General features: G+C 62.4%; 22 protein-coding genes. 9 read left to right on the forward strand and 13 right to left on the reverse strand.

From position 1 onward, the window contains the following. Positions 1-166: 166 nt before the first annotated feature. Positions 167-2,221: a transglycosylase SLT domain-containing protein gene (locus tag DVJ77_RS16110; protein ID WP_114846536.1), complete on the reverse strand. Its 2,055-nt coding sequence runs from the start codon at positions 2,219-2,221 to the stop codon at positions 167-169. Between the two features lie 394 nt (positions 2,222-2,615). Between DVJ77_RS16110 and DVJ77_RS16115 the strand changes: the two genes are divergently transcribed. Continuing rightward, positions 2,616-4,220, forward strand: coding sequence for a glycoside hydrolase family 17 protein (locus tag DVJ77_RS16115; RefSeq protein ID WP_114846537.1), 1,605 nt, complete (start codon positions 2,616-2,618; stop codon positions 4,218-4,220). Here the strand turns inward: DVJ77_RS16115 and DVJ77_RS16120 are convergent. The 5 genes from DVJ77_RS16120 to DVJ77_RS16140 all read right to left on the reverse strand — a co-directional run bounded on the left by DVJ77_RS16120 (position 4,134) and on the right by DVJ77_RS16140 (position 8,020). Next, on the reverse strand, positions 4,134-4,553 hold the full coding sequence (locus DVJ77_RS16120) for a hypothetical protein (RefSeq protein WP_114846538.1): 420 nt from the start codon (positions 4,551-4,553) through the stop codon (positions 4,134-4,136). The two genes, DVJ77_RS16115 and DVJ77_RS16120, sit on opposite strands and share 87 nt — an antisense overlap. Beyond that, on the reverse strand, positions 4,550-5,359 hold the full coding sequence (locus DVJ77_RS16125; RefSeq protein ID WP_114846539.1) for an endonuclease/exonuclease/phosphatase family protein: 810 nt from the start codon (positions 5,357-5,359) through the stop codon (positions 4,550-4,552). Before DVJ77_RS16125 ends, DVJ77_RS16120 begins: the two co-directional genes overlap by 4 nt. Before the next feature lie 113 nt (positions 5,360-5,472). Next, positions 5,473-6,126 carry a thiol:disulfide interchange protein DsbA/DsbL gene (locus DVJ77_RS16130; protein ID WP_114846540.1) on the reverse strand — a complete coding sequence of 218 codons (654 nt, stop codon included), beginning with the start codon at positions 6,124-6,126 and terminating at the stop codon, positions 5,473-5,475. A 115-nt stretch (positions 6,127-6,241) separates the two neighbouring features. After that, on the reverse strand, positions 6,242-7,147 hold the full coding sequence (locus DVJ77_RS16135; protein ID WP_114846541.1) for a thiol:disulfide interchange protein DsbA/DsbL: 906 nt from the start codon (positions 7,145-7,147) through the stop codon (positions 6,242-6,244). A gap of 93 nt (positions 7,148-7,240) precedes the next feature. Then, complete coding sequence (locus DVJ77_RS16140; protein ID WP_114846542.1) at positions 7,241-8,020, reverse strand: c-type cytochrome; 780 nt, start codon at positions 8,018-8,020, stop codon at positions 7,241-7,243. A 116-nt stretch (positions 8,021-8,136) separates the two neighbouring features. Here DVJ77_RS16140 and yihA point away from each other — a divergent pair, with 116 nt between their 5' ends. Both yihA and DVJ77_RS16150 read left to right on the forward strand, forming a co-directional pair. Further along, on the forward strand, positions 8,137-8,772 hold the full coding sequence (gene yihA, locus DVJ77_RS16145; protein ID WP_114846543.1) for a ribosome biogenesis GTP-binding protein YihA/YsxC: 636 nt from the start codon (positions 8,137-8,139) through the stop codon (positions 8,770-8,772). Between the two features lie 10 nt (positions 8,773-8,782). Next, complete coding sequence (locus tag DVJ77_RS16150; RefSeq protein ID WP_114846544.1) at positions 8,783-9,976, forward strand: class I SAM-dependent methyltransferase; 1,194 nt, start codon at positions 8,783-8,785, stop codon at positions 9,974-9,976. An 8-nt stretch (positions 9,977-9,984) separates the two neighbouring features. Here DVJ77_RS16150 and DVJ77_RS16155 read toward each other — a convergent pair whose 3' ends face one another. From DVJ77_RS16155 to DVJ77_RS16165, 3 genes are all read right to left on the reverse strand, one after another. Continuing rightward, positions 9,985-12,219 (reverse strand): YfhO family protein, encoded by a 2,235-nt coding sequence (locus tag DVJ77_RS16155; protein WP_162791525.1) that lies wholly within the window; start codon positions 12,217-12,219, stop codon positions 9,985-9,987. 106 nt (positions 12,220-12,325) lie between these two features. After that, positions 12,326-14,335, reverse strand: a complete 2,010-nt coding sequence (locus DVJ77_RS16160; RefSeq protein WP_114846546.1) for an LTA synthase family protein — start codon at positions 14,333-14,335, stop codon at positions 12,326-12,328. An 82-nt stretch (positions 14,336-14,417) separates the two neighbouring features. Next, positions 14,418-15,647 carry a multifunctional CCA addition/repair protein gene (locus tag DVJ77_RS16165; RefSeq protein ID WP_114846547.1) on the reverse strand — a complete coding sequence of 410 codons (1,230 nt, stop codon included), beginning with the start codon at positions 15,645-15,647 and terminating at the stop codon, positions 14,418-14,420. A gap of 163 nt (positions 15,648-15,810) precedes the next feature. On the opposite strand from DVJ77_RS16165, the gene DVJ77_RS16170 reads away from it, so the two are divergent. Then, positions 15,811-17,520 (forward strand): dipeptidyl-peptidase 3 family protein, encoded by a 1,710-nt coding sequence (locus DVJ77_RS16170; RefSeq protein WP_114846548.1) that lies wholly within the window; start codon positions 15,811-15,813, stop codon positions 17,518-17,520. Positions 17,521-17,564: 44 nt separating this feature from the next. On the opposite strand, the gene DVJ77_RS16175 is transcribed toward DVJ77_RS16170, so the two are convergent. The 4 genes from DVJ77_RS16175 to hemH all read right to left on the reverse strand — a co-directional run bounded on the left by DVJ77_RS16175 (position 17,565) and on the right by hemH (position 22,292). Further along, positions 17,565-19,436, reverse strand: a complete 1,872-nt coding sequence (locus DVJ77_RS16175) for an aspartyl protease family protein (RefSeq protein WP_114846549.1) — start codon at positions 19,434-19,436, stop codon at positions 17,565-17,567. 72 nt (positions 19,437-19,508) lie between these two features. Continuing rightward, positions 19,509-20,315, reverse strand: a complete 807-nt coding sequence (locus DVJ77_RS16180) for a helix-turn-helix transcriptional regulator (protein WP_114846550.1) — start codon at positions 20,313-20,315, stop codon at positions 19,509-19,511. 44 nt (positions 20,316-20,359) lie between these two features. After that, the gene (locus DVJ77_RS16185) at positions 20,360-21,250 is read right to left on the reverse strand and encodes an alpha/beta fold hydrolase (protein ID WP_114846551.1); all 891 of its coding nucleotides are present in this window, start codon (positions 21,248-21,250) and stop codon (positions 20,360-20,362) included. Beyond that, positions 21,234-22,292 (reverse strand): ferrochelatase, encoded by a 1,059-nt coding sequence (gene hemH / locus DVJ77_RS16190; protein WP_191983708.1) that lies wholly within the window; start codon positions 22,290-22,292, stop codon positions 21,234-21,236. The genes DVJ77_RS16185 and hemH overlap by 17 nt, the downstream gene beginning before the upstream one ends. A 203-nt stretch (positions 22,293-22,495) precedes the next feature. On the opposite strand from hemH, the gene DVJ77_RS16195 reads away from it, so the two are divergent. From DVJ77_RS16195 to DVJ77_RS16215, 5 genes are all read left to right on the forward strand, one after another. Next, positions 22,496-23,182 carry a lipid-binding SYLF domain-containing protein gene (locus tag DVJ77_RS16195; protein WP_114846552.1) on the forward strand — a complete coding sequence of 229 codons (687 nt, stop codon included), beginning with the start codon at positions 22,496-22,498 and terminating at the stop codon, positions 23,180-23,182. 96 nt (positions 23,183-23,278) lie between these two features. After that, a complete protein-coding gene (gene tatA / locus DVJ77_RS16200; RefSeq protein ID WP_114846553.1) occupies positions 23,279-23,536 on the forward strand; it encodes a Sec-independent protein translocase subunit TatA in 258 nt (85 codons plus the stop codon). A 21-nt stretch (positions 23,537-23,557) separates the two neighbouring features. Next, positions 23,558-23,968 (forward strand): Sec-independent protein translocase protein TatB, encoded by a 411-nt coding sequence (gene tatB / locus DVJ77_RS16205; protein WP_114846554.1) that lies wholly within the window; start codon positions 23,558-23,560, stop codon positions 23,966-23,968. After that, positions 23,955-24,749, forward strand: coding sequence for a twin-arginine translocase subunit TatC (gene tatC / locus DVJ77_RS16210; protein WP_114846555.1), 795 nt, complete (start codon positions 23,955-23,957; stop codon positions 24,747-24,749). The genes tatB and tatC overlap by 14 nt, the downstream gene beginning before the upstream one ends. A 19-nt stretch (positions 24,750-24,768) precedes the next feature. Beyond that, complete coding sequence (locus DVJ77_RS16215) at positions 24,769-25,230, forward strand: cupin domain-containing protein (protein WP_114846556.1); 462 nt, start codon at positions 24,769-24,771, stop codon at positions 25,228-25,230. The last annotated feature ends 209 nt before the right edge of the window (positions 25,231-25,439 follow it).

A 25,439-nucleotide genomic window follows, 5' to 3' on the forward strand; every position in this document is an offset into this window, starting at 1 on the left:
GCACTGTCGAAAAGCCCGGCCGACCCTCACGCACCCGAAGGGCGACTCACCGGGGTGGCCTTCTCTTTGGTTACTTTCTCTTGGCCACTCAAGAGAAAGTGACTCGGACCCCGGCAGGGGCCCGAAAGCCCGCCGCAGGCGAACCAGCCCGCCAAACCACTCACAATCAACGCGTACTACTAGGCACCGCAGCCCCGCTTGAAGCCGCCTCAGCCGGCATCACCACCGCATTCGCCGGACAAGTCACCGCCCTGCGCGGAGTCCTGCCATTGGGAAGACTATACGTCGCACCAATCGCCGGCATGCGCTCGGCCAGGGTTACCGCCTTGCCGCTGATGCGCCAGTCGTAGATCACACTGAACGCCATCACCCGCGCAACGTATTCGCGGGTTTCCTTGAACGGAATAGTGGCGGTGAACAGATCCGGCGCCAGGCTGCCGCGTGCGGCCAGCCATTGGTCGACTCGGCCTGGGCCGGCGTTATAGGCGGCGCTGGCCAGCCATGGGGCACCGTTGAAACGGGCGGCCATTTGCGCCAGGTAGCGAGTGCCCAGGGCGATATTGGTGATCGGGTCGTACAAGGTATCGCCGCCGCCCCAGGCGAGGCCGTTGCGTTTGGCGACCAGGGCAGCGGTGCTGGGCAGCAACTGCATCAGGCCACGAGCATCGGCACCGGAGCGGGCGTCGCTCATCCAGGCGCTTTCGGCGCGCAAGATGGCATAGGCCCACGCCGGGTCGATGCCGGCTTGTTCGGCTTGCGGCACCAGGCCATCTTGGCCGGCCAACGGAAAGCGGTGCTCGTAATAGCGCAACGCATCGCCACTGTTGAGTACAAAGACCGCGCGGTCGTACCAGCCACGGCGATAAGCGAGATCGACGGCTTGGCGCAACGTTGCGGGATCGGCGCCATTCAGCGCCTGGGTCCATTCGCGCCGTGCCGGCTTTGGCATATCTATCGCGTACAGCTCGAACGCGCGTTGCAGTCCCCGGTTGGCGAGCAGCGACTGTTCGCGCTGCGGATCGTTGGTCATGGCGAGTGGGCAGATCGCATAGCCGCTGTCGATGCGGTCAGCGGCGAGAAAGCCGAAATAGCTGGGTTCTTGCGCCAGCGGGGCAAGCAGGCGGCGGGCTTCGGCATCGCGGTTGAGCGCGCTGAGTGCACGGGCGCGGAACCAGCGCCATTCGCCATCTTGCTTCTGCGCGTCGGGCATCGCATCGATCGCGGCCAGTACGCTTTTCCAATCTTGCTGCGACAGCGCTACGCGTACACGCCACTCGCGGCTGGCATCGGTTTGTGCCGATGCAGGCAGCTCGGCGAGCCGAGCCAATGCGGTTTCGTTGAAATCAGTGGCATGGAAGACCGCCAGTGCACTCATGATGCGGCCACGCTGTGCGGGGCTGAAATTGAAGTGGCTTTGCAGTTTTTGCCAGGCCTGATCGGCGGTGACGGACTGACGGCGGGCCAGCCGCTCCAGCGCCAGCATGGCCGCCTGGCGATGGCGTGGCGTATCGGGCCACTTCGCTGCTACGGCAACCGCACCGCCGGGATCGCGCAAGGCCATGCCGATGCGTTGCCCGGCTTGTACTTCATCGGCGGGAAGCCAGTTGGCGAGCGAGCTGATGGTGCCGCCTTGATTGGCATCGGCGGCGCGGTCGATGCGCTCCCACAGTCGTGCGTTGGTGAGCAGGCCCTGGTCGTGTGCGGCGTCGAGTGCCGGATCACAGGCGCTGGGCAGCGCCGATTTGGCCCACAGCGCAGACAAATCCTTATCGAAATCCAGCTTTTCGCCCTTGCTGAGCCGCGCCTGCAATGCGTTACAGCTCAAGGCATCGCCGAGGCCGGGCTGATACAGCGCCAGAAAGCCGTCCCAATCTTTGCGGCGAGCCAGTTCGAGCAGGTAGTCGCGGCGTAGGTCGCTGGCTGGGATCAGGTCAGGATAGCGGCGCAGGTAATCCTCCACCGGAGCGCGATCCATGGTGCGCAGGTCACGGCTGAGTGCGGCGGCTTCCAAATAGGGATAGAGCGGATAGTTGACCAGCCCCTTGGCCTGTTCACGCCAACTCTCGTCACCTTGCTTGGCGGCGGCATAGGCTTGCTTGAACGCGGTGCGCTGAGCGGCATTCGGCTCGGCGGCCATGACCGCGCTGCTGGCCAGCAACCAGCCCGTCACGATGACAAGCAGGCGCGAGGTGCGGCGTGGCCGCGATAAGTGATGAGACATGGACGGTCCTTGTGGCGATTCTCAGGGATTGTAGTTGTCGGGCACAGGGAGATCGTGAATGGAGCGGGGAATGGGGGATGGGGAACGGGGAACATGCGGCTTGAGTGGTGGTTGTGGTGTCGCGTTCTTTTTTTAGGCGGGGAACAGGGAACGGGGAATGGGGAACATGAAGTTCGAGGGGATATGGCAGGTCCGCGTTCTTTTTTGAACTTTCTTTGTTTTTGCTCTTGCTTTTTTGCTTCTGCTTTTTAGGCTTTTCCCCGTTCCCCGTTCCCCGTTCCCCGTTCCCCGTTCCCCGTTCCCCGTTCCCCGTTCCCCGTTCCCCGTTCCCCGTTCCCCGTTAAACTCCACGGCTCTCGACGCGCCACAGCAGGCGCAGACCAACAGGAACCCCATGCCGCCACAGCCTTCGCATTCGTCCCGCGCGCTTTGGCCGGCGTGGTTGATTCTCGGCCTCGTCGCTGGTTTGGGTGCGCTGTGGTGGTGGCATATCGGGCGGCCGGTGGATTTGCCGGAGGCGCCATCGGCACGCATTAGCTGCGTTTCTTATGCGCCATTTCGCGAGCCGGGCGAGACACCGTTCGACTTGAACGCTTTTGTCAGCCCGCAGCGGATCGACGCCGATCTTCGCGCGTTGTCGCAGCGCTTCGATTGCGTGCGCACGTATTCGCAAAGTCATGGTCTCGATGCGGTGCCGGCCATTGCCGGTCGTTATGGCATGAAAGTGTTGATGGGCATTTGGCTGGGGCGCGATGCCAAATCCAACGCGCAGGAGATCAAGCAAGGCATCGCTACGGCGCAAGCGAACCCGCAGGTATTGCGTGGCGTGATCGTCGGCAACGAGGTGCTGCTGCGCGGGGAGTTGTCGCCGAAAGCGTTGACGGCTTTTGTGCGCGAAGTGCGCGCTGCCGTGCCGACCTCGGTGCCGGTGACTTATGCCGATGTGTGGGAGTTCTGGCTGCGCTACCCGCAGATGGCCGAGGCGGTGGATTACCTCACCATCCATATCCTGCCGTATTGGGAAGACGAGCCGGTGCCGCCGGAGGGCGCGGTGCGTCACGTCGCCCATGTTTACGCGCGGATGAAGCAAGAGTTTCCCGGCCGCGAAGTGATGATCGGCGAGACCGGTTGGCCCAGCGCCGGCAAGCAGCGTCGCGAGGCCAGCGCCAGTGTGGTCAATCAGGCGCGCTATATGCGTGAATTTCTGCACTACGCCGGCAGCGTGGACATGCCTTACAACGTGATCGAAGCCTTCGATCAGCCGTGGAAGCGTGCGCAGGAAGGCACGGTAGGCGGCTACTGGGGCCTGTTCGATGTGCAGGCGAAACCGAAATTCGCCATGCAGGGCCCGGTGGTCGAAGAGCCGCGTTGGAAACTGGGTTGGTATGCCGGGGCGGCTGCGGCGCTGTTGTTTGCGCTGGCCGGGTTGTGGCGTCGCCCTTGGCGCGGCATGCGCGGCTGGCTGGCCCTGGCGCTGGCCGGTTTCGCCAGCGGCACCGCACTGGCATGGCAGGCGCGGCAAATGGTCTATGCCTGTCGCGATCGGTTGGAATGGGGCGTGTCGATCGGCGCTTGTCTGTTCGGCTTAGGCACGGCGATCGTGCTGGCACGATGGATAGCTGGGCGATTGGCCGGCGCGCCGCCGGTCCCGGCACCGGGCGGCTGGCTGCGTTTCGGCTGGTTGTTCGTGCTGGCGCTGTTCGGCTTGCTGCTGGTCTTCGACGGTCGTTACCGCGATTTTCCGCTTGGCCTGTATGCCTTGCCGTGTATCGGTTATGCCTTGGTCGCCTGGCTGGCCGGGCGCAGCGATGCTTCGAGGCCATCGCTGGAAGAGCGTTTTCTCGCGTTTTCGCTGCCGCCGTTGGCAGTCATCGTGGTGTTGCAGGACGCCGGCCTGAACCCGATCGCCTGGCTATGGCTTGGCTTGAACCTGTTGATCGCGGTGCCCATGCTGATCGCCCGCCGCCAGGCTGTTCGCCTGCCAGCGCAGCAGGCGTAGGCTGCCGATCAGCAAGGCCAGCGCACCAGCCTCGTAGCAATACAGCAGCAAGGCGAACACGCCGATGGCGCCACTTAGCCAGGCCGCAAAGGGATGCTTCCATAGCAACGCCAGTGCGGCGGCGGCCAGTGCGGCATAGCCATAGCCGTAGGTGAAAAAACCGATCACGACGGCGTGACGCCAACTGCACCAGGCGGGATCGTGGTGGCCGCCTTCGCACAGGTGCTCGATATTGGCCGGCTCGATCAGGCCATAGCGCAGCGCGGCGGCGAGCAGGGCGGCCAGGGCTATCAGCAGCCAGGGCAGGGATAGTTTCAGGAAGCTAGTTTTCATTGACGGAGTTTGTGCGCGCGCGGTGCGATATGGCCGGGCAAGCGGATTTCCGCAGCCAATGGCAGGTGATCGGAGAAGGCCTGCGGCAGCACCCAGAGTTTGTCGAGATGAATCGCCGACGAGGCGAGAATGTGATCCAGCGCCCGTCGCGGCTTCCAGCTTGGGAAGGTCAGCGTGGGATGTGCCGGTGGTTGCAGGGTGGATTTCGCGAACAGATGACGCATTTCGATGCTGTGCGCGTCGGTGTTGAGGTCACCCATCAGCACCGCATGTGGATAGTCCTGCAGCACTTCGGCGATAAAGGCGAGCTGGCGGGCTCGCGCCGGTGCGCTCAATGACAAGTGGGCGATCATCACGGCCAGCGCTTCGCTTTTCTCACCGAAACGGGCCAGCATGGCGCCGCGGCCGGGGATCCGGCTGGGTAGCGGGTAATCCAGCACCTCGGTGGGTTCGAGCCGGCTAATCAGGCCATTGGCCGAATGCGCCAGGCGCGCCATCGGCCGGTTCGGCTGATGGCTCCAGAACGGCATGCCGGAGGTTTCCGCAAGGTAACGGGTTTGATTGAGAAAGCCCGAGCGCAAGCTGCCGGCATCGGCCTCCTGCAGGCCGATCAGATCGAACTGCGGTAACACTTCAGCCAGCCGGTCGAGATTGTCCAGCTTGTTGCGGCCGGGGAGTACGGCGTTGATGCTGCGGGTCAGGTATTCGCTATAGCGCTGCACGCTGGCGCCAGCGAGGATATTGCAGCTAAGCAGACGCAAGCGTCGCTCGGGGATAGCCGGTGTGGCGGGGGCGGAGCGAGTCATTTTCGATACGGTAGCGGGGAAGGGGGGCTATCGCTATCGAAAATGGATGCCGGGGTGGCAGGCACTCCCGATAGGTAAAGCCGGCACGGGCGGCCGGCTTTACGATAAAGCGCTTACTTGCCGCTCAATTCACGCTTGGCCAGCCATTGCGCCAAGGCGGACATCTGGTCCAGTGACTGCACGGTTTCGCTGCGGTACTTGCCGTCGACCACGATGGTGGGCGTGCCGGTAATACCCCATTCTTTAATCAGCGCGACATCGCTCTTGATCTGCGCCGTCACTTCGTCGGAGCTGGCGACGCGCATGAACTGGGCGCGGTCGGCGCCCTTCTGCGCATAAAAATCGGCCAGCTCGTCCAGGGACGAGAGCGGGTAGTGATCTTCAAACTTGGCCTTGAACAGCGCCAGGTGGGTTTGCCCGAGCAGGCCCAGTTTCTTCGCGGCGTAGTACGCGCGGGCATACATCGCCCAATCGTCGTTGAAGGCCGCCGGCAGCATCTTCAGCTCGACACCGCCCGGTAGCTGTTTGCTCATCGCTTCGGCGATGGGTGCGAAGTGCGCGCAATGAATGCAGCCGTAGGAGAACACCTCGACCACTTCCACTTTGCCGTCCGCGTTGTAGCGGTGAGCCGGGCCGGGCAGCGTCACGTACTCCTTGCTTTCGGTATACGGTGCCTGCGCGCTGTTATTTGAAGCAGTGCACGCCGTGGTCAGCAGCAAGCCACCAAGCAGGCTGAGCACGCGCAGACGAGCGAAACGCTTGAACATGAATGTCTCTCCGTGGAAGCGGCGCTGGCGCCGCTGTGTCGTTCGGGTCGATGGAATCGCTTAAGTCCATGTTTGCACCGGCGCTTCAGCTTGCCGATGCGATATGGCAAAACGCTTACTTGCCCGCGGCTTCTTTAGCCACCAGCCAATTGGCCAGCTCGATGCTCTGCGTATAGCCACCGGCGCTGCTGACCGTGAAGCGGTATTTGCCGTTGACCACCAAGGTCGGTGTCTGCTGAATGCCGTAGGCCTTCACCAGTTCGTCGGCGCGCTTCATCTTGGTATTGATGGCGAAAGACTCGGCGACAGCGGCAAACTCTTTCGGATCGGCGCCGAACTTGGCGTAGACCTTGGCCGCGTCATCGATGGTCGGCAGTGCCGACGCCGGCTTGAGGCTTGTTCCGCCGGGCTTGAGCGAGGTCAGCTCGCTGGTTTTCCACACCGCGTCGTACATCGCGTCGTTCGCCTTGTCCGCCACGCCGAGCGCCTCGGCGGCGTAATAGGCGCGCTGGAACATCGGAAAGTTTTCGGCCGGATTGAACGACACCGGCAAGTACGCCATCACCGCGTCGGCCGGCAGGCTCTTGGCGAGTTGGTCGGCCATCGGGTGGAACTGATTGCAGGCCGGGCAGCCGTAGGAAAACACCTCGACCACTTCGATCTTGCTGCCCGAGGTCAGCTTGCGCTGTGCCGGTTCGATCAGGTCGTAGTGCTTGCCGGCGACCCACTTGCCGTTATCGACGAAGGCGGTTGCCGGCGCGTGCGGTGCTTCGGTCGGAGCTGCGGCAGGCGTTGCAGCGGGCGTTGCGGTTGGTGGCGTGGCGACCGTGCCGGCAGGCGCAGGCGCCGCAGCCACCGGCGCGGTACTCGCAGCGGCCGGTGCTGCTGGTGCCGCCGCCGCGCTGGCGGCCGGAGCGGCTGCTGGCTGTGGTGCGGCGCTACTGCCGTTATCACTGCTGTTATTGCTGCAGGCGGCGAGCGCGAGCAGGGCGGCACACAGGAACGGTAGGCGCTTCAGCATGGGATACCTCAGGCAAATGTGCTGGAAAACAGCATGGCTTCAAAAACGGCAAGCCTAAAAGTGATGTCGCCGGCACAGGGCCGGCGGCATCGATCAGGGCGTAGCGGGTGCGGCGGCGCCGCTTTCCGCGGCGTGCAGACCCTCGATATAGCTGGCCAATGCGGTGATGTCCTTGGCATCAAGCTTTTGCGCGATACCCGGCATGATCTTCGCGTGGGCGTCGTCGCCCCAGCTAGTGCCGTCGTGCCAGGCCTTCAGCGTGGCCTCGATGTACTGCGCATGCTGACTGGTGAGCTGCGGATACATCGCACCCGGATTGCCGCGGCCGTCGATGCTGTGGCAAGCCATGCAGGCCGGGATACCGCGGGTGGGATCGCCCTGGCGGTACAGCGTCTGGCCATGCTCCACCAGGGCCTCGTCGGCGACGCCGGGCAGCGAGGTCTTGGTGGCAAAGTAAGCGCCGACGTCGTGGACATCCTGCTCGCTCAGCGTGGCCGACATAGCCATCATGACGGGGTTAGCGCGCTTGCCGCTTTTGAAATCGGCGACCTGGCGCACGATGTACGACTCGTGCTGACCGGCCAACTTCGGGTACTGCGAATCACTGGAGTTGCCGTCCATGCCGTGGCAGGCGCCACAGGCAGCGGCCTTGCCGGCACCTGCGGCAGCATCGCCAGGCTTCACCGCAGCGGTGGCCTCGGTGGCGGGAGCAGCCGCATGCTCTGCGGCGCCGGCGGCTGCCGGTGCTGCAGCGCTGGCGGCAGTTGCCGGTTTAGCATCCTGCGCCGTGACCACGCTAACGGTTAGCGCGAAGGCGAGGGCTACGGCGTAGCCAAAAACAGCGGGCCGAAAACCGGCGGGCCGAAAACTCATACACTTGTCTCCAGAAATACTGCTATGGCTGCACGACGCATCGCGTTGTGATGGTCGTAACTGGCAGAAACCTCGGAATTATCCCCGCGCCACCGTAGCCGGTCAAACCATTATCTATGTCTGCCAATCCGCTCCAAGGCGCCCAGTTCGTGCTGGCCGCTCACCGAATCAACCAATTACCCGCCGATAGCGGTGCTGAAGTGGCCTTTGCCGGTCGCTCCAATGCCGGTAAATCCAGTGCCTTGAACGCGCTTACCGGCCATCGTGGGCTGGCGCGTACCTCCAAGACGCCCGGCCGCACGCAGCAAATGGTCGCGTTCTCGCTGCCGCCGTTGCCGCAAGAGGCGGGCCAGCCGCCCCTCGACGTGCGGCTGATCGACCTTCCCGGCTACGGCTACGCCAAGGTGCCGCCCGAGCTGCGCGATCACTGGAAACAAGAGATCGACTTGTATCTGCATCAGCGCCGCAGCCTGCGCGGCGTGGTGCTGATCGCCGACATTCGCCATCCGCTGAAAGAATTCGACCGGATGATGCTGGATTTCTGCTTCGCCACCCATCTGCCCTGCCAATTGCTGATGACCAAGGCCGACAAACTCTCGCGCGGCCAGGCGACGCAAGCCTTGCTGGCCATGCGCAAAAGTTTCCCCGAGGGTTTGCCCGCCACCGCGCAAATATTCTCGTCGTCGGCCGGCACCGGCGTGGAGGAAGCGCGCGAGGCGGTGGTGCGCCTGTTGCGAACGCCGCGCGAATAGGGTTTTACACATGCATTCCAGACTGCCCGAGCCCAGCGCCGACGAGCGCGCGCATTCCGATCGACTCTTGCAGCAACTGCGCGAGCAACTGGCTGCGCACGGCCCGATGTCATTCGCGCAATACATGGAGCGTTGCCTGTACACGCCCGGCCTGGGCTATTACAGCGCAGGCACGACCAAGTTCGGCGAGGCCGGCGATTTCGTCACCGCACCGGAACTCGGCGAGCTGTTTGCGCGCTGCGTGGTTAACGCGGTGCAGCCCGTATTGGCGACACTCGGCGATGAGGCCGATTTTCTGGAGCTGGGCGGCGGCAGCGGCGTATTCGCCGAAACGGCACTGCGTGCGATGGCCGCGATGGATACGCTGCCGCGGCATTACTTGATCCTGGAGCCCAGCGCCGACCTGCGCGAACGCCAGCGCGAACGCCTCGCCGCCGCGCTGCCGGCGGAGTTGTACGCACGCGTGCAATGGCTCGACCGTCCGCCCGAAGCCGACTGGCGCGGTGTGTTGTTCGCCAACGAAGTGATCGACGCGTTGCCGACGACACGCTTTGCGATGCGCGCCGGCGAGGTCTATGAGGAGCACGTGGCACTGGATGGCGAGGGTCGCCTGGTTCGCGTGGATCGCCCGGCCGACGCGCTGGTCGCTGGCGCCGTGCGCCATGTCGAGCGCGATCTCGGCAGCGATTTCAGCGAAGGCTATCGCTCCGAGATCCTGCCGCAATTGCCGTATTGGATACAGGCGGTAGCCGGTTCGCTCACAGCGGGCCTGATGTTGTTCGTCGACTATGGTTACGTGCGCCGCGAGTTCTATCTGCCGGATCGCCGCGACGGCACCTTGATGGCGCACTACCGTCATCGTGCGCATAACGATCCGTTGTATCTACCCGGATTGAACGATCTCACCGCGTCGGTGGATTTCACGGCGCTGGCCGAAGCCGGCAATAGCGCGGGCTTTGGTGTCGTAGCTTATTTGCCGCAGGCGCAGTTCTTGATAGCCGCCGATTTGCAGCAGGCTTTCGAGCAGGCGTATGAGCAGGCGCCCGATGAAGCATCGCGTTATCGCCTTGCTCAGCAGGTGAAAAGACTCACGTTGCCCGATCAGATGGGGGAGCGCTTTCAGGCGATGTTGTTGGCGCGGGGGTTGAGTGTGGTGCCGTTGGCGGCGGAGTTGTTTGCCGCCGATCAGGGGGAGCGGCTTTAACGATGTTATTAATGTCGCGTCCGTCGCCATGCGTCGGCCACCATCGCCCACGGATGGAACGTGAATTGCACGCTATGTTCGCCGGTGGGTACGCAAACGGCGCGGAACATGCCGTTTGCGCGGTGGATGGGCAGCGCTAGGCCATCGGATGTGGCCTCCCAGCCGGGAAAGTCGAGTTCGCTGAGCACCAGCCAGCCTGGACCTTCGCTGGCATGGGCATGGATCGTAAGCTGAGTCGGCGTGGCGTGACTTTCCAGCAGCCGAAGGCGATGGCCGCAGTTGACCATGTTCGCTTCGGCCGCCAGGCGATCTTGCTCGTCGCGTGGAGTCAGCCAGATCGTTTCACGGAAATCGGTCGAGGAAAAATTCTCGGGCGATAACGATGATGCGTCATCCTGCATACGGGCGGTTACTGGCGTCAGTAGGTGCGGATAGGCCCCGGTGTTACGCCATACCTCGACCTTCGTTGTTGCAAAGCTGAGCTCGTAGCCGCGTGGCGGGGACCATGAAGAAGCGTTCTCCTTCAGGCCCTTGACCAGATACCCGACGCCCAGCAATGCGCTCAAGTCACTGTCGGGTGCTGGATTGAAGGCGGTATTGGGCCGGGGCAAGCTGCCACTGTCGCGGGCGCCATACCAATGATCGTAGAGGGCGTAACGCAGCGGGTTATATCCCTGCGTCGATGATAGGCCGCGCAGTACCACCAGATTGTCCCAATACACGCCCGCTTCGACGGTTTCGATGCGTTGTGGGAGCGTGCCTGGCTCGGATTTCAGTTGCTCCGCCAGACGGTTCACTGCTTCGTCGCGTATGAAGCTGCGTGCTTGGTCGCGACCTTGATTGAAGGTGCCGTTGAGATTGAAGCAACGATAATCGGCCACCAACAGCGCCAGCAGCCAGAACGTATGGTGGCGCGCTTTGGTAGCGAATCGCCCGACGTGCCATAGCGCGATGCATGCCAATACAAAGGCAAGAATCGTGGGTGATTGCCAGCGCACGCCCACATCGCGCATATGCAGACTGGCCAGCCCCAGCCAGGCGGTGGCAAGGGCCAGCAGCCACATCACGTGGCGACGAGAATGCAGATCGAGATGCGAAGCTGCCAATCCTATAAAAACGGCGAATGACAGGTTGAGCAGGTAGGCAGCATCCGAAGGACGTCGAAACTGCTGGATGCCCGGAAGCCACGAATACAGCCAGCCGTAGAACGGGGTATTCACCCCAAACATATAGAGGCAGGCAAGCAGGGCGACGGCAGCGAAGAAAAGCAGTTGGCGCCGTTGCTGCGGCTGTTTCCAAGCCAGGCCGAGGCCCATCAGCAGCAGGGTCGGTACAGCGCCAAGATAGAGGTATCCCTCGGCCCGGCTTGCTGGCCCGTTGTACTGACCACGCAAGGCGTGCCAAACATTGGGATCGAAAAGGCTTAGAAAGACACGGCTATCCAGTGATGTAACCGTTGCCGCGTCAAGCGGCAGCACGGCGCGATTGGAAACACTTATATAGGCCCAGCTCAGCAGTAGTTGCGGCAAGCCAAGGGCCACGGCAACCAGCAACGCTATCCCCATGCCTGCGCACCAACGCCGGCGATCTATTGCGCTGTAGCGGCGCCAATGCGCGATGGTCGCCGCGATGGCATAGATCACCAGCATCAGCACCAGCAAATAAGTGAGTTGCACCAGCTGAGTTATCAGCGCGCCAGAGGCTAATCCGAACCATAAACCACTGCGCCAGTTCGGCGATGACATGAAATGCCGTAGAGCGAGCCATGCGACTGGCGCATAGGCGTAGGCCAGCACGATGGGAGTATGTTCAAGCCGGGCAGCAGCAACCCCGTCCGCCATGAAAACGACAGCGCCGATCAGCGCACCGAAAGTATTCGCGCCGCTGCGCCGCAGTCCAGCCAGCATGGCTGTCCCGCCCATCAGCAGATGCAGCAATACGCCCCAGGCGAACCAGCTGGCGCTCGGGTTCGAGCGCAGCAGCATCCAGCCCATCAAGAGCGGGGAGAACAACATGCCTTGCGGATCGGCGATTTGCGGATAACCCGAATAGATATACGGGTTCCACCACGGGGCAAGCCCATGGCGCAAGGTGTTCGCATTGAAATAGACCGTGGGATAGAACTGGTTGATGGCATCCCATGGCAAGACGCGCAGGCCCAGCAATACAGGCAGATTCAGCAGTAGCCAAATCAGCAAAAGGGCGCCGAACAAACGCAAAAAGGGGCGTTGCGATAACGGCATGTAAATCATCCCTGACGTGATGAGGCGTGAGGCAGGGGTTTTACCTTGTGCCAGCAGGGGATCGCAAGCCAATAACCGGCGACGGATGGTCGTCGCCGGTATGCAATCAATGCGCGCTGGTGGCGGCTGGAATGTCGGCTACGGGCAGGTCGAGTGGTTTGACAGGCGTGCTGTCTTCTTTGCGACGCAGTAGCTGACCGCTCTTGAGCAGGCTCGCGGCAACTTGATAGTAGGCGACGGCTTGATCGACCTGCTTTCCGTCCACCGGGTGGATCGCGGTGGCGTCGCCGGTGATGAAGTCAGGATGGACTTGTTCCAGCTTGCGCTGCGGTTCGAGCACCGTGAGCACGTCGCCGCGCAGGTAGCCGAGTTTTTCGTAGGTAGCCGGGAAGGCGTGTTCGCGGCCCGGCTCCAGTTGGAACAGATCGGCGCCGAAGAAGCGGCTGCGGTAGCTGAAGTTGAGCATGCCGAGCAGGGTCGGGGCGATGTCGATCTGTCCCATCAAGCGTTCCACCCGCTGCGGCTGGATGTGCTTGGGCGCGTAGATCCACAGTGGGATGTGGTACCGGTTGATCGGCACGCTGCTGCGACCGGCGCTGGAGGCGCAGTGGTCGGCGGTGATGACGAAGATGGTGTCGTCGAAGTACGGCTTGCTGCGTGCCCGTTCGATGAAATCGACCACGGCCCAATCGGTGTAAGCCACCGCGCCTTCGCGGGTGCCGTTGGCTTGCGGCACGCGATTGGCCGGAAAGGTGAATGGCCGGTGGTTGGAGGTGGTCATCACATGCAGAAAGAACGGCTTGCCGGCGGCATGGCTTTCGTCCATCTGCTTGAGCGCAAGCGTGTAGAGATCTTCGTCGGCCACGCCCCACACATTCTCGCTGTGAATCTTTTCGCCCTTGGCGATGCTGTTGCGATCGACTGCGCGATAGCCGTTGTTGCCGAAGAAATAATTCATATTGTCGAAGTAGCCGTAGCCACCGTAGACAAAGTCCGATTGATAGCCGCGGTCGTTGAAGACGCTGGCCAGCGAGAACAGGTTCTCGTTGTTATGCGCCTTGACGATCGAATCGCCCGGCGTCGGCGGCACCGACAAGGCCAGCGCTTCCAGCCCACGCACCGTGCGCGTGCCGTTGGCGTAGAGATTGTCGAAAAACATGCTTTGATCGACCAAGGCATCCAGTCTCGGCGTGATATTGCCGTGGGTGCCTTTGAACGTCTGCAAGAAATCGGCGGACAGGCTTTCGATACTCACCAGCACTACGTTGAGGTGTTTTTCGGGGCCGGCGCGACGGATCTCACGAGTGAGGTCACGCGGATCGTCGCTGATATAGGTGGCCTCCGGCGTTTTGACCAATTCACGCAAGTCGCGGAAGGCCTGGTCTTCCGGCAGCGTTTTGTAGAAACGCGCGTAATCGAGATGGCTGCTGCGGAAGGCGGCGAAGAACTCGTAGATGCCGTTGCCGGACAATTCATTGACGTAGGCGTTGGCGGTGCGGTCTTTCAGCGTGCCCTTAAACGCGGCCACGGTGACGACGGTGAGTATCAGCCACACCAGCACTACCTTGCTGCGCTGCCAGAAGCGGGTGCCTTTGTCGGCAGCCAGCAATCCCCGGCGGGTCAGCAGCACAATGACGAAGGTCACCACGGCGAGCAGGCCCAGCCACAAACCGATCGGATACGACTCGCGGATATTGCCGATTACTTCGGTGGTGTAGACGAGGTAATCCACCGCGATGAAGTTGAATCGCGTGCTGAACTCTTCCCAGAACACCAGCTCGGAGATGGCTACGAACAGCAGGCCGAACAGCAAGACCAGACCGAGCAGGTAAAGCAGCCATTGGCCTGGGCGCGACAGATAAGCCCGGCGCGGCATCAACCACAGAAACAGCACCAGCGGCCAGGCGACATAGATAAAGGTCATCAAGTCGTAGCCCAGGCCCACGCCGAAGGCATAAGCCCACGACAGCGGATTGAGCGGCACATTGTCGGTGCCGCTCATGCACAGCAGCACGATGCGGGTGATGGCGCCAATAATGATGTAGCTGATGCCTAGCCACCAAAGCGGACGAAAGCGCTGGCGTAGCGGTGAGGTCGGGGCGAGGGTGGCTGGCACGGGCGGCTCCAAAGCTGAGTAGGCAAAACGGTTTCTGTTATACAGTAACAACGACGAATCGTATCTTTATATAGCGCGAATCTTAGGATTTCCCTGGTTTTAGCTCACCAATGGCTTTGATCCTAGCTTTTTCCATCGCCGCGCCGATCGCCGGCCCATGCAGGCCTTGGGCCACAAAAGCCGCAGCGGTCACAGCCGCTGCCATGTCGCGTGCCGCACGCAAATAGGCGGCCTGGGGATAATCATCGTCAGCGTGACCAAGCCGGCCACGCTTATCAGCCTCGCAAGCGGCCAGAAAAGTGTCGAGCCGTTCGGGGCGACGCAGAGCATCCAGCGAGGTCAGTAGCTTCAACACGGTAGCGGGCTTGAGTTCAAACGCGCGATGCATGTTCAAGTGTTCGCGGCACACCAGTTCCGCCAGTGCGGCATGCTCGGTAGGGACCTTTAGCCGCGCGCACAATTGACGCAGCGGCGCCACGCCTTGGTGTTCATGGCCGACGTGTCGCGGTAGCTGATCGGTCGGCGTCAGGGCCTTGCCCAGATCATGCGTGAGCGCGCAAAAGCCGACCAGGTCGTCACGTGGGGCGATCTGTGCCGCCATGTCCAAGACCATTTCGATGTGCACGCCGGTGCCGATTTCGGGATGAAACTCCGCCCGTTGCGGCACGCCGTAGAGCGCGTCGATCTCGGGGAAAAGCACCACCAGCGCGCCGGTTTCGCGCAGCACGCGCAAAAACGCCGATGGTTGCGGCTCGCTAAGCGCCTTACGTGTTTCGGTCCAGACCCGTTCGGCCACCAGGTGATCGATTTCGCCGGCGGCCACCATCTCACGCATCAACGTCATGGTTTCGTCGGCGACGGTGAAACCTAGTGGCGCGAAGCGTGCGGCAAAGCGCGCCACGCGCAGCAAACGCACCGGATCTTCGGCAAAGGCCGGTGAAACGTGCCGCAGCACGCGTTGCTCGATGTCGTCGATGCCGTGATAAGGATCGACGCGCACGCCGTGTTCGTCTTCGGCAATGGCATTGATGGTGAGGTCGCGGCGGGCAAGATCCTGCTCCAGCGTCACCGTGGTGTCGGCTTGAAAGTCAAAGCCGTGATAGCCGTGGCCGGTCTTGCGTTCGGTACGCGCCAGGGCGTATTCCTCGCCGGTCTTGGGGTGCAGAAACACCGGGAAATCCTTGCCCACGGGCTTGTAGCCCAGCGCGAACATGTCCTGCGGGCGTGCGCCGACCACCACATAATCGCGATCGACCAACGGTCGCCCCAGGAGTTTGTCGCGGACCGCGCCGCCAACCAGATAAATACGCATCGGTGGATTCTGCCACGGTACGCAAGCCGCACCCCCTCCCAACCTCCCCCTGCCAGCAGGGGGAGGAGCTAAAAGCTCGCCTCATTCGGCCCCCCTGCGCAGGGGAGGGGTACTCTCAAGTCATCGCGTTACCATGCGCGTTCGCCATCACTGAGGACGAACCATGCATCGCCGTCTGCTTGCCCTGAGCCTTGTCGCCGCATTAGCCGGCTGTAATTCATCCCAGCACGAAGCTGCGCCGCCCGCGCCGGCATCAACGACAGCTACACCCGCGCCCGCCGCAACCGCACCTGCGCCGGCATCGACTGATGCGGAATCGGCGCAACAGCGTCTGGCCAACTACGCGACGGTGAAGCTCAGCGCCGATCTGTCCAGCTTCGATGCCAAGCAGAAACAGATGATTGCGCTGCTGATCCAGGCGGCCGATGTGACTAACGCCCTGTATTGGCAACAGTCGTGGGGCGACAAGGCCGCGCTGATGCAGCGACTGTCAGACGAGAACACGCGCCACTTTGCCGAGATCAATTACGGCCCCTGGGATCGGCTCGACAACGATCAGCCCTTCGTTGCCGGGGTGGGGCCGCGTCCGCCCGGTGTGCAGTTTTATCCGGCGGACATGAGCAAGAGCGAGTTCGAGCAAGCGCCGCTGAAAGACAAAACCTCGCAGTACACCGTGCTGCGTCGCGATGCCCAGCATCAGCTAGTCAGCGTGCCGTATCACCAGGCCTATCAAACCGACCTGCAAAAGGCGGCCGACCTGCTGCGCGAAGCGGCCAAACTATCGGACGACAAAGATTTCGCGCGCTACCTCAAGCTGCGCGCCGATGCCTTGCTCAGCGACGACTATCGTCCTAGCGATTTTGCCTGGATGGCGATGAAGAGCAATCCGGTCGACATCGTGATCGGCCCGATCGAAACCTACGAAGACCAGTTGTTCGGTTACAAAACCAGCTATGAAAGCTATGTGTTGCTGAAAGACCAGGCCTGGAGCGCCAAGCTCGCGCGCTTCGTGAAATACCTGCCCGAGTTGCAGCGCGGCTTGCCGGTGGACGACAAATACAAAGCCGAGAAGCCGGGCTCCGACGCCGACCTCAACGCCTACTTCGCCGTGTACTACGCCGGCAATGCCAACGTCGGCGCCAAGACCATCGCGATCAACCTGCCCAACGACGAAGAGGTGCAGCTTAAGAAAGGCACCCGTCGGCTGCAGCTCGAAAACGTCATGCAGGCCAAGTTCGACCAGATCATGTTGCCGATCGCCAAAGTGTTGATCGCCGATGACCAGCAATCGCATCTCACCTTTGATGCCTTCTTCGAAAACACCATGTTCCACGAAGTGGCGCATGGCCTGGGCATCAAAAACACCTTGACCGACAAAGGCATGGTGCGCACCGCGCTGAAAGATCAGGCATCCAGCTTTGAAGAAGGCAAGGCGGACATTCTCGGCTTGTATATGGTCACCAAGCTGGCCGAGAAGGGCGAGCTGGACAAGGCCAAGCTGATGGACAACTACGTCACCTTTCTTGCCGGCATTCTGCGTTCGGTGCGCTTTGGCGCCAGTGATGCGCATGCCAAGGCGAACATGGTGCGCTTCAACTTCTTTAAGCAGCAGGGCGCTTTCAGCCGCGATGCGAGCAGCGGCCGCTACCGCGTCGATTTCGACAAGATGACCGCGGCGATGAACGCGTTATCGGCCAAGTTGCTGACCATCCAGGGCAACGGCGATTACGATGCCGCCAAACAACTCACCGACAGCATGGGCAATGTCGATGCCGAACTCGCCAGTGATTTGAAGCGGCTGCAAACGGCGAAAATCCCGGTAGATATCGTTTTTGAACAAGGCCTCGATGTGTTGGGCCTGACCAAGCCCTGACTTGTGCGCGCCTCCCCTCAACGAGGAGGGGAGGCGCTCAAGTGTTATTTGGGCGCGACATCGTGCAGGTTCATGTCCAACGCACGGCCATCGGCCAGGCTCAGTTTCAGTGGCGTACCTTCCGGCCGATTCATGCTGAGCTCGCGCAGATCGTCAAAGCCTAGTGCCGCCGCTGGTTTGCCGTTGACGGCGACGATGACGTCGTCCTTCTTCAGGCCGGCTTTTGCGGCAGGGCCATCGGGCATCACCCAGCCGACCTGATAACGGTCGGGCTGGTCTTGTTTCTTGCTGGCGCGATAGCCGGCCATCGCGTAGTGCCAGGCCGGCACGGCGGCGCGCGGCATCAGCACCATGTGCTGGCGGCGATAGTCGAAATGCACATTGAAACGAGCCAGCAGGTCTTGACCAAGATTGCCCGCTTCGCTGGGGTTGCCGGTGGCGCCGGCATCAAAACGGGTCAGCATGGCGACGACATTGTCCAGTTTCTGCTCGCCCAACTGCACTGAGCGAGCGTGGGCGATATGCGCGGTGAACATACCGCCGACGCCGCCCGTTGGGATCGGTGCGCCCTGGGCGTAGCGGTCGGCGATGCCATTGCGCTCGGCCCACTGCGGAAAGGTCAGCAGTAAGCCGGAGTTACCGGTATCGACGCCGAATATGCCGCGATGACCATCCAAAGCCATGTCGGTCAGCGGCATGTCGTCAGTGAAACGCAGCGGCAATACGTCGCCCTTTGCCGCGGCCGGTGCTTCGCCCCGGTCGTAAGGCTGCAGGATCAGTTGCTGCCGGTCGTAGTCGAAGGTGACGGCGAAGCGTTCGAAAATCTCTAGGCCGAGGATGCCGGCGATCGGTTCGCGGCCTTCGCCGCGCTGGTAGAACTCATAAGGGTAGGGCATCACCAGAAACGTCTGGTCGCGAATGTCGGCAGCGCCGATCGTCAGGTGTTCGACCTTGGTGTAAGCCGTGCTCATCGAGCCCGGACCGGAGCCGGTACTGGTGCCGCTGCCCTGGGTCTGAAAGCCGAGCTTTTTCGCCGCATCGGTAGTCAGGATGGCGTGGCCGCCGGTATCGAGAATGAAGGGCAGCGGTCCTTTGCCGTTGATGCTCACCTCGATCAGCAAGGTACCGCCTTCCAGGTGCATCGGTGTGGTCGCTTGCGGGGCGCCGTTCGCCATCGTCACGTCGCGTACCTTGCCATCCGGGCGTTGCAGCGCATCGACGGGTGCGTCGGGCAATAGCCGGTAGCGATCGATGGATTCCACACTGTCGCCGTCGGCCGTGCCAATCACGGTGGCGCTGGACGAGTTGATGCGAAACGGCAACAGCAAGCCGTTTACGGTGCGGTAGTCGCTGTAGCGCTGGGTCTGGGTAAGAAACGAGCTTTGCCAGACGGCGCGGTCGAGTCGGTGGGTGGTCGGGTCGATCCATAAGGTAACGGCGCGGCCACCTTTGGGCGTCGCTTCAAGGCGTGTATAGCGATGACCGTTTTCTTCGCCGTCCGCTAACGGGCGAAAGCTGGCCGATTGCGAGTGGAGAAAACCAAAGCGACCCAGCCAGTTCTCACTGATCGCCACGGTTTTTGCTTCGTCGGAGTCAAGCGGATGGATCAGGCCGGAAATGTCTTGATGCCAGCGGCCTTGAGCATCGAAGCCGTCCGCGCCGGCAAACACGGGGTTGCGTGAGCTGGCGCTGTAGTAGCCATTGCGCAGATCGACCGCTTTGTGTGATTCACCGATCAAGCCATCGGCGGTTTCTTTGCCCTCGACGACTAAGCCGCCGACGTGAATCCAGGAGTCGCCGCCATAGGCCTGCCGCACCTCGCGCAGCAAAGCGGTGGTGTCGGTGGTCGATGCCGTGGCGAAGGCGGGTAGTGCGGCGAGCAGCAGGCAGCTCAGTGAGCGGGATATCGTGTGCATGGCAACGTTCCGTGCGGAGATGGCGCCATGCTGCCCAAGCCGTTGACGCCGGTCTAGGACGCTATTGATGTATCAGGACGCATTTTGCAGTTTGTGCCGAAAGTCACTGGGCGTTTCGCCGTTGATGCGCTTGAACACCCGCGCGAAGTGGCTTTGATCGGTAAAACCAGCCGCGGCGGCGACGTCGGCGATGGAGCGGTTGCGGTCGGCCAAGGCTTCGCGCGCCAGTTCGACACGCAGGCCGCGCTGATACTCGCCGACCGACACGCCTTGCGCTTGCTGAAAGCGTCGCGCCAGATGCGACGGATGCACGCCGGCGAGTGCGGCCAGCTCTTGCAGCGACAACGCGGCGAGTGGATCGTCATGCAGCCGCTCCATCACCCGCTTCAACCAGGGCGGTCGCTGAGTGCCCTGGTCATGTCGGCATGCTTGCGCCACCAGCTCGAACACCGCCGATTGCAGCGCGAGCGCTGCCGCATCGTCGGTGGCGGCCAGCTCGGTTTCGATGCGCGTCAGCAGGCGCATGGCGTCGGGTAACTGCAGCACATGGTGATCGCCGAGCAATCGCCGCATGCCCTCCCCGGCGCTCAAGTCACTGGATAAAAAGATACTCAGGCAACGCGCGCCCTGGGCCGAGAAGCGGTTGGCATGGCGATGACCCTGCGGATGCACCAGCAACATGCCCTTGCGGCAATCGGCATCGCGCCCACTGGCCTGCTGGGTGTAGTGACCCTCGGCAACCAGGCATAGATAAGCATCGTCGTGTTCGTGCAAGGGCAGGCTGGAATCGCCGGCATAGCTCGTCGTCGATACCTGCATGCCGCTACTTGAGCGTAAGTGCAGCGGCGATCCGTAGTTGGCGCGTAGCAGATGTTGCATGACCGCAGTTTACGGTACGTCTATGCGAGGGAATGTGCCGTCAGTCAGGGGCGCGAGCCAATCCAATCGGCCACGGCCTGCGGATGCTCCAGATGCAGGTGATGGCCACCATCCATATGACTCACCGCGATGTTGGCAACGCAGGCGGCGCGAAGGTGCATCGGGTGGCTGGGCAGGTACGGCGTGGCGGGTTGCGCCAGCAGCAAGGCGGTGGGTGCTTCGATGCCGTGAAGCAAGGCATGCACCTGGCTTTCGGCGAGGCGCACCGGCGTGGAGCGGGTGAGCCGCGGGTCGCTGCGCCAGTTCAAGCCCATGTTGTTTTGGAGCGGCTTGTTTTGCAGCGGCTCGTCTGGCGGCTGGGTGGTTTCAAACAGGCCGCGCTCGACAATCGGACGGGCCAGTTCAGGGCGTAAGCCGCTGGCCAGCGTTCGCGCACTGATGGCTTGCGCGATGTCGCGAAACGAACGCAGCGGTCTGCTCGCCGCGCGCTGCGGCATGAGCGCATCGCGAAAACGCTGCAAGGTGTGAGAGCCGTCGTCGCCGATCGGGCCCAGCCCTTCGATCAGTAGCAGCCGCTCGATGCGTGCCGGCGTTGCGGCCGCAATGAGGGCCGCGATACCCGCGCCGAGCGAGTGGCCAAGCAGCGCATAGCGCTCCAGCTTGAGCGCGTCGGCGGCGGCCAGCACGGCACGCACGTAGTCAACGAAGTGATAGTGGGCATCGGCCGGCAGATGATCGGAGTGGCCGTGTCCGGGAAGGTCCAGGGCGATCACCTGCCAGCGATCGGCCAGCAGCGGCGCCAGCAATGCATAACTGCCGGCGTTATCCAGCCAGCCGTGCAGGGCGAGCAGCGGCGGCAGTGACGCATCGCCCCAGGCCTGTGCGCGCAGCGTAAGCGATGGCAGCTCGATGGATAGTTCAGTCGGTGTGGTCATGGTCGAACTCCGGCCATCCCTGGGCATGTCGCAAGATTAAGGCGGCCAAACTCTCGATTTGTTCGGCGCTGTCGTTGAGTGCGGGGATATAGCGTAGATCCTCGCCACCCGCCTCGATGAAGAAATCGCGATTCTGCATGGCGATTTCTTCTAGCGTTTCCAGGCAATCCACGGCGAAGCCGGGGCAGGCGACATCGAGTTTTTTTACGCCGGCGGCGGCGAGTTCGCGCACGCTGGCGTCGGTGTACGGGTGCAGCCAGCGCTCGCGACCCACGCGCGATTGAAAACTGACGACAAGCTGCGATGCATCCAGTTGCAGCCGCTCACCCAGCCGGCGTGCGGTGGCCTGGCATTGGTCGAAGTAGGGATCGCCGGCGCGCACATAGCGCTCGGGAATGCCATGGAACGACAGCAGCAGTTTGTCGCCGCGCCCGTGCGTCGCCCACCAGGCTTCGATGCTGCGCGCGAGGGCCTCGATATGCGCGGGGTCGTCGTGATAGTCGTTGACCATGCGCAGTTCCGGTGGCCAGCGCAGCGTCTTGAGGGTGTCAGCGACAGCGTCGATCACCGAACCGGTCGAGGTGGCCGAATATTGCGGATACAACGGCAATACCAGCAGCCGGCGCACGCCTTCGCTCTGCAACTGCTTGATCTGCCGCGCTACCGACGGCTCGCCGTAACGCATCGCCAGCGCGACCCGGACCGATCCGTGTGCCTTTTGCTTTAACGCCGCCTGCAAGCCCGCCGCCAACGCTTCGCTGCCGCTGCGCAACGGGGAACCTTGCGCCGTCCAGATACGGCCATACGCATGGGCCGAACGCGCCGGTCGAACCCGCAGAACCACGCCATGCAAGATCAGTTTCCACAGCCAGCGCTGCCACCAGCGCGGGTACTCGATCACCCGTGGATCGCCGAGAAACTGCGCCAGATAGGGCCGCACCGCGCGCGCGGTAGCGGCCTCGGGCGTACCGAGGTTGACCAGCAGTACGCCGGCCTGAACGGCTTGCTGCTTAACGGACGGATTCTTAACGGATAGATTCATGGGAATGACCGGCCAGGCCGGTATAGTGCTCGCGGCATGGCATGGCGGCTGTGTCGGCGAAGTCAAAGTCGAGTGAGTCTGCCATAAGCCGTTCGCCATGCCGTAGGCGTCGGTTGTCGCAGGTGTGTGGTCACAGGCCGCGCCGGCGTGCCCGTCGCTTAAGTTCGAGTCAAGATCATTCGAATCAAGATCAGGAGTTACCCATGTTTCAAGCATCGCTGCGTCGTTGGTTGTTGATCGCCTTGTTGCTGCTGCCAGCGATGGCCGTGCACGCCGAAGACCCGCCGCTGGTCCGCGCGGAAAACGCCGTGCGCGTGCTGAAACAGATCATGGACGCGCCAGACAAATCGATCCCCACCGATCTGCTCAAGGAAGCGCATGCGATTGCGGTGATCCCCGACATGGTCAAGGCCGGCTTTATCTTCGGCGGTCGCCGTGGCGAAGGGCTGGTTTCGGTGAAAAACCCGGACGGCACCTGGTCCAACCCCAGCTTTGTGACCATGACCGGCGGCAGCGTCGGTTTTCAGATCGGCGTGTCGTCCACCGACGTGATCCTGGTATTTCGTACCCAGCGCGGCGTGGATTCCATCGTCAACGGCAAATTCACCATCGGCGCCGATGCTTCCGCGGCGGCCGGCCCGGTCGGCCGCACCGCCACCGCCGCTACCGATAGCCAGTTGAAAGCCGAGATTTACTCCTACTCGCGCTCGCGCGGTTTGTTCGCCGGCGTGGCGCTGGATGGTTCGGCGCTGCGCATCGACTATGACGCCAATGTGGCAATTTATGGTGCGGGCATCACCCCGCGGCGCATTTTCGAGGGTGGTGTCAGCAACGTGCCCAGCGCCGTGGTCGACTTCCGCGACCGCCTGGAAGAGTACACTCAGCGCTGACCTGGATTCGTGCAGCACCGGCAAGCGGGCATGGGCAAACGCCGATGCTTTCGCCTGCTGCACCCTTCACTATTCTTTTCGCTTTCGAGATAAGTCATGAGCATTACCCATCTCATTATTCTTCTGGTCGTGGTCGTGCTGATTTTCGGCACCAAAAAATTGCGCAACATCGGCTCGGACCTTGGCGGCGCCGTGCGCGATTTCAAAAAAGGCCTGGACGGCGGCGACGGCGACAAGCCCAAGGACGAGCAGCGTCTGCAGGCAGACCCGACACCCGGCGCCAGCACCACACAGAGTCAGGCGGCACCCAGCCAGGCCACACCGAATCAGCACGATTCCAGCGAATCGAAATAAGCGCAGGACACGCTCTAGACCATGATCGAGATCAGCTTCGGCAAGCTGGTGCTGCTCGCGCTTGTCGCGCTGATCGTGCTCGGCCCGGAGAAACTACCCGGCGTGGCACGCACCGCAGGCGCCTTGCTACGCCGTGCGCGCAACGGTTGGGACAATGTACGCGCCGAGGTAGAGCGCGAACTGCAAGTGGAAGAGATCAAGCGACACGCCCGTGAAGCGGCGGCACGTGCCGAAGCGGCCCAGGCCGAACTCAATGCCACGGTGAACAAAGTGCGCGAACCGTTCGCCCAGGCCGCCACCATCGCCGCACCAAGCACCGCTTCGCCGCCGGTCGATGCCGAAACAGCATCCACCGGTACGCCCACCGAAGCGCTCACCAGCCCATCCACTCATGACGGCCCGCCCAAGGAAGTTCCGCATGGCGGCACCTGAGCACGACACCCCCGAGCACGCGCGCCTCGAAACCGATGAGTTGCAAGAAGGTCTGCAAGAAGGCTTGTTCTCGCATCTGATCGAACTGCGCTCACGCCTGATGAAGGCGGTGATCGCCGTGGTGGTGGTCTTGCTGGCGCTGATGCCGTTTGCGAACCGGCTGTATGCGGAGCTGGCCGCGCCCTTGGTGGCACGGCTGCCGCAAGGCGCCCACCTGATCGCCACTGAAGTTGCCAGCCCGTTCGTGACGCCATTGAAACTGGCGTTCTATACCGCCTTGTTTATCAGCATGCCGGTGATTCTGTATCAGCTATGGGCCTTCGTCAGCCCCGGTTTGTACAAACACGAAAAACGCCTGGCCCGGCCCTTGCTGGTGGCGGCGGTGCTGTTGTTCTACATCGGCTGCGCCTTCGCTTATTTCCTGGTGCTGCCCGCGGCATTCCGCTTCCTGGTGGCCGTAACGCCCGAGGGCGTGGAGATGATGACCGACATCACCCACTACCTCGACTTCGTCATGCTGATGTTCTTCGCCTTCGGCCTGTGCTTCGAGGTGCCGGTGGCGGTGGTGATTCTTGCCGCGATCGGCGTGGTCAGCATCGACCAACTGCGCAATGGTCGTCGTTACGCCATTGTCGGCGCCTTCGTCATCGCCGCCTTTATCACCCCGCCCGATATCACCTCGATGATTATGTTGGCGATACCGATGTGCCTGCTTTATGAGGTCGGTGTTTTGGCGGTGCGCTGGCTGGTGCGGCCGCGCGATGAAACAACATCAAGCTAATCTGAACCAGGTTGATCGGATGACTGCGCAGACGTTAATCGATCGACTGGCGTTGCAAGCGCACCCCGAGGGCGGTCACTACCGGCGCATTTACCCGCCACCGGCTCCGCCGGGTGCCCCACGCGCACCACTGAGCGCCATCCATTTTCTGCTCGCCGCCGGTGAATTCAGTGCCTGGCATTGTGTGGATGCCGAGGAGGCTTGGCATTTTGTCGAGGGCGAGGCGTTGGAGTTGCTGATTTACCGCGCCGATACCGATCAACTGCAACGGCATCGGCTGGGCCCTGCGGGTATCGATGGCAATGAGTCGATGTGCGTGGTGCCTGCGCATGCCTGGCAGGCGGCGCGACCGTTGGGCGCGTATGCGCTGTGTACTTGTCTGGTGGCGCCGGCGTTTGATTTTTCTGGGTTTCGGTTGTTGGAGGGGGAGGGGGATTTGGCTGCGCGGTTGCTGGGGTTGGTGCCTGAGATTGGGTTTTAGTTGGGGGTGTCGCTAGGTTGTCGCCTGCGGCGGTTTTCGGCCACCTGCCGGTGGTCGAGTCACTTTCTCTTGAATGGCCAAGAGAAAGTAACCAAAGAGAAGGCCACCCCCATGCAGCGCTCTCCGGGCATCCTGCCCTACGAGTGCGTGAGGCTTGGCCGGGCTTTTCGACAGGGCTTCCTGCCCTGGCGAAAAGGCATCGACATCCG

Origin of the sequence: Dyella tabacisoli (genome assembly GCF_003350925.1) — a bacterium.
GTDB classification, from domain to species: domain Bacteria; phylum Pseudomonadota; class Gammaproteobacteria; order Xanthomonadales; family Rhodanobacteraceae; genus Dyella_C; species Dyella_C tabacisoli.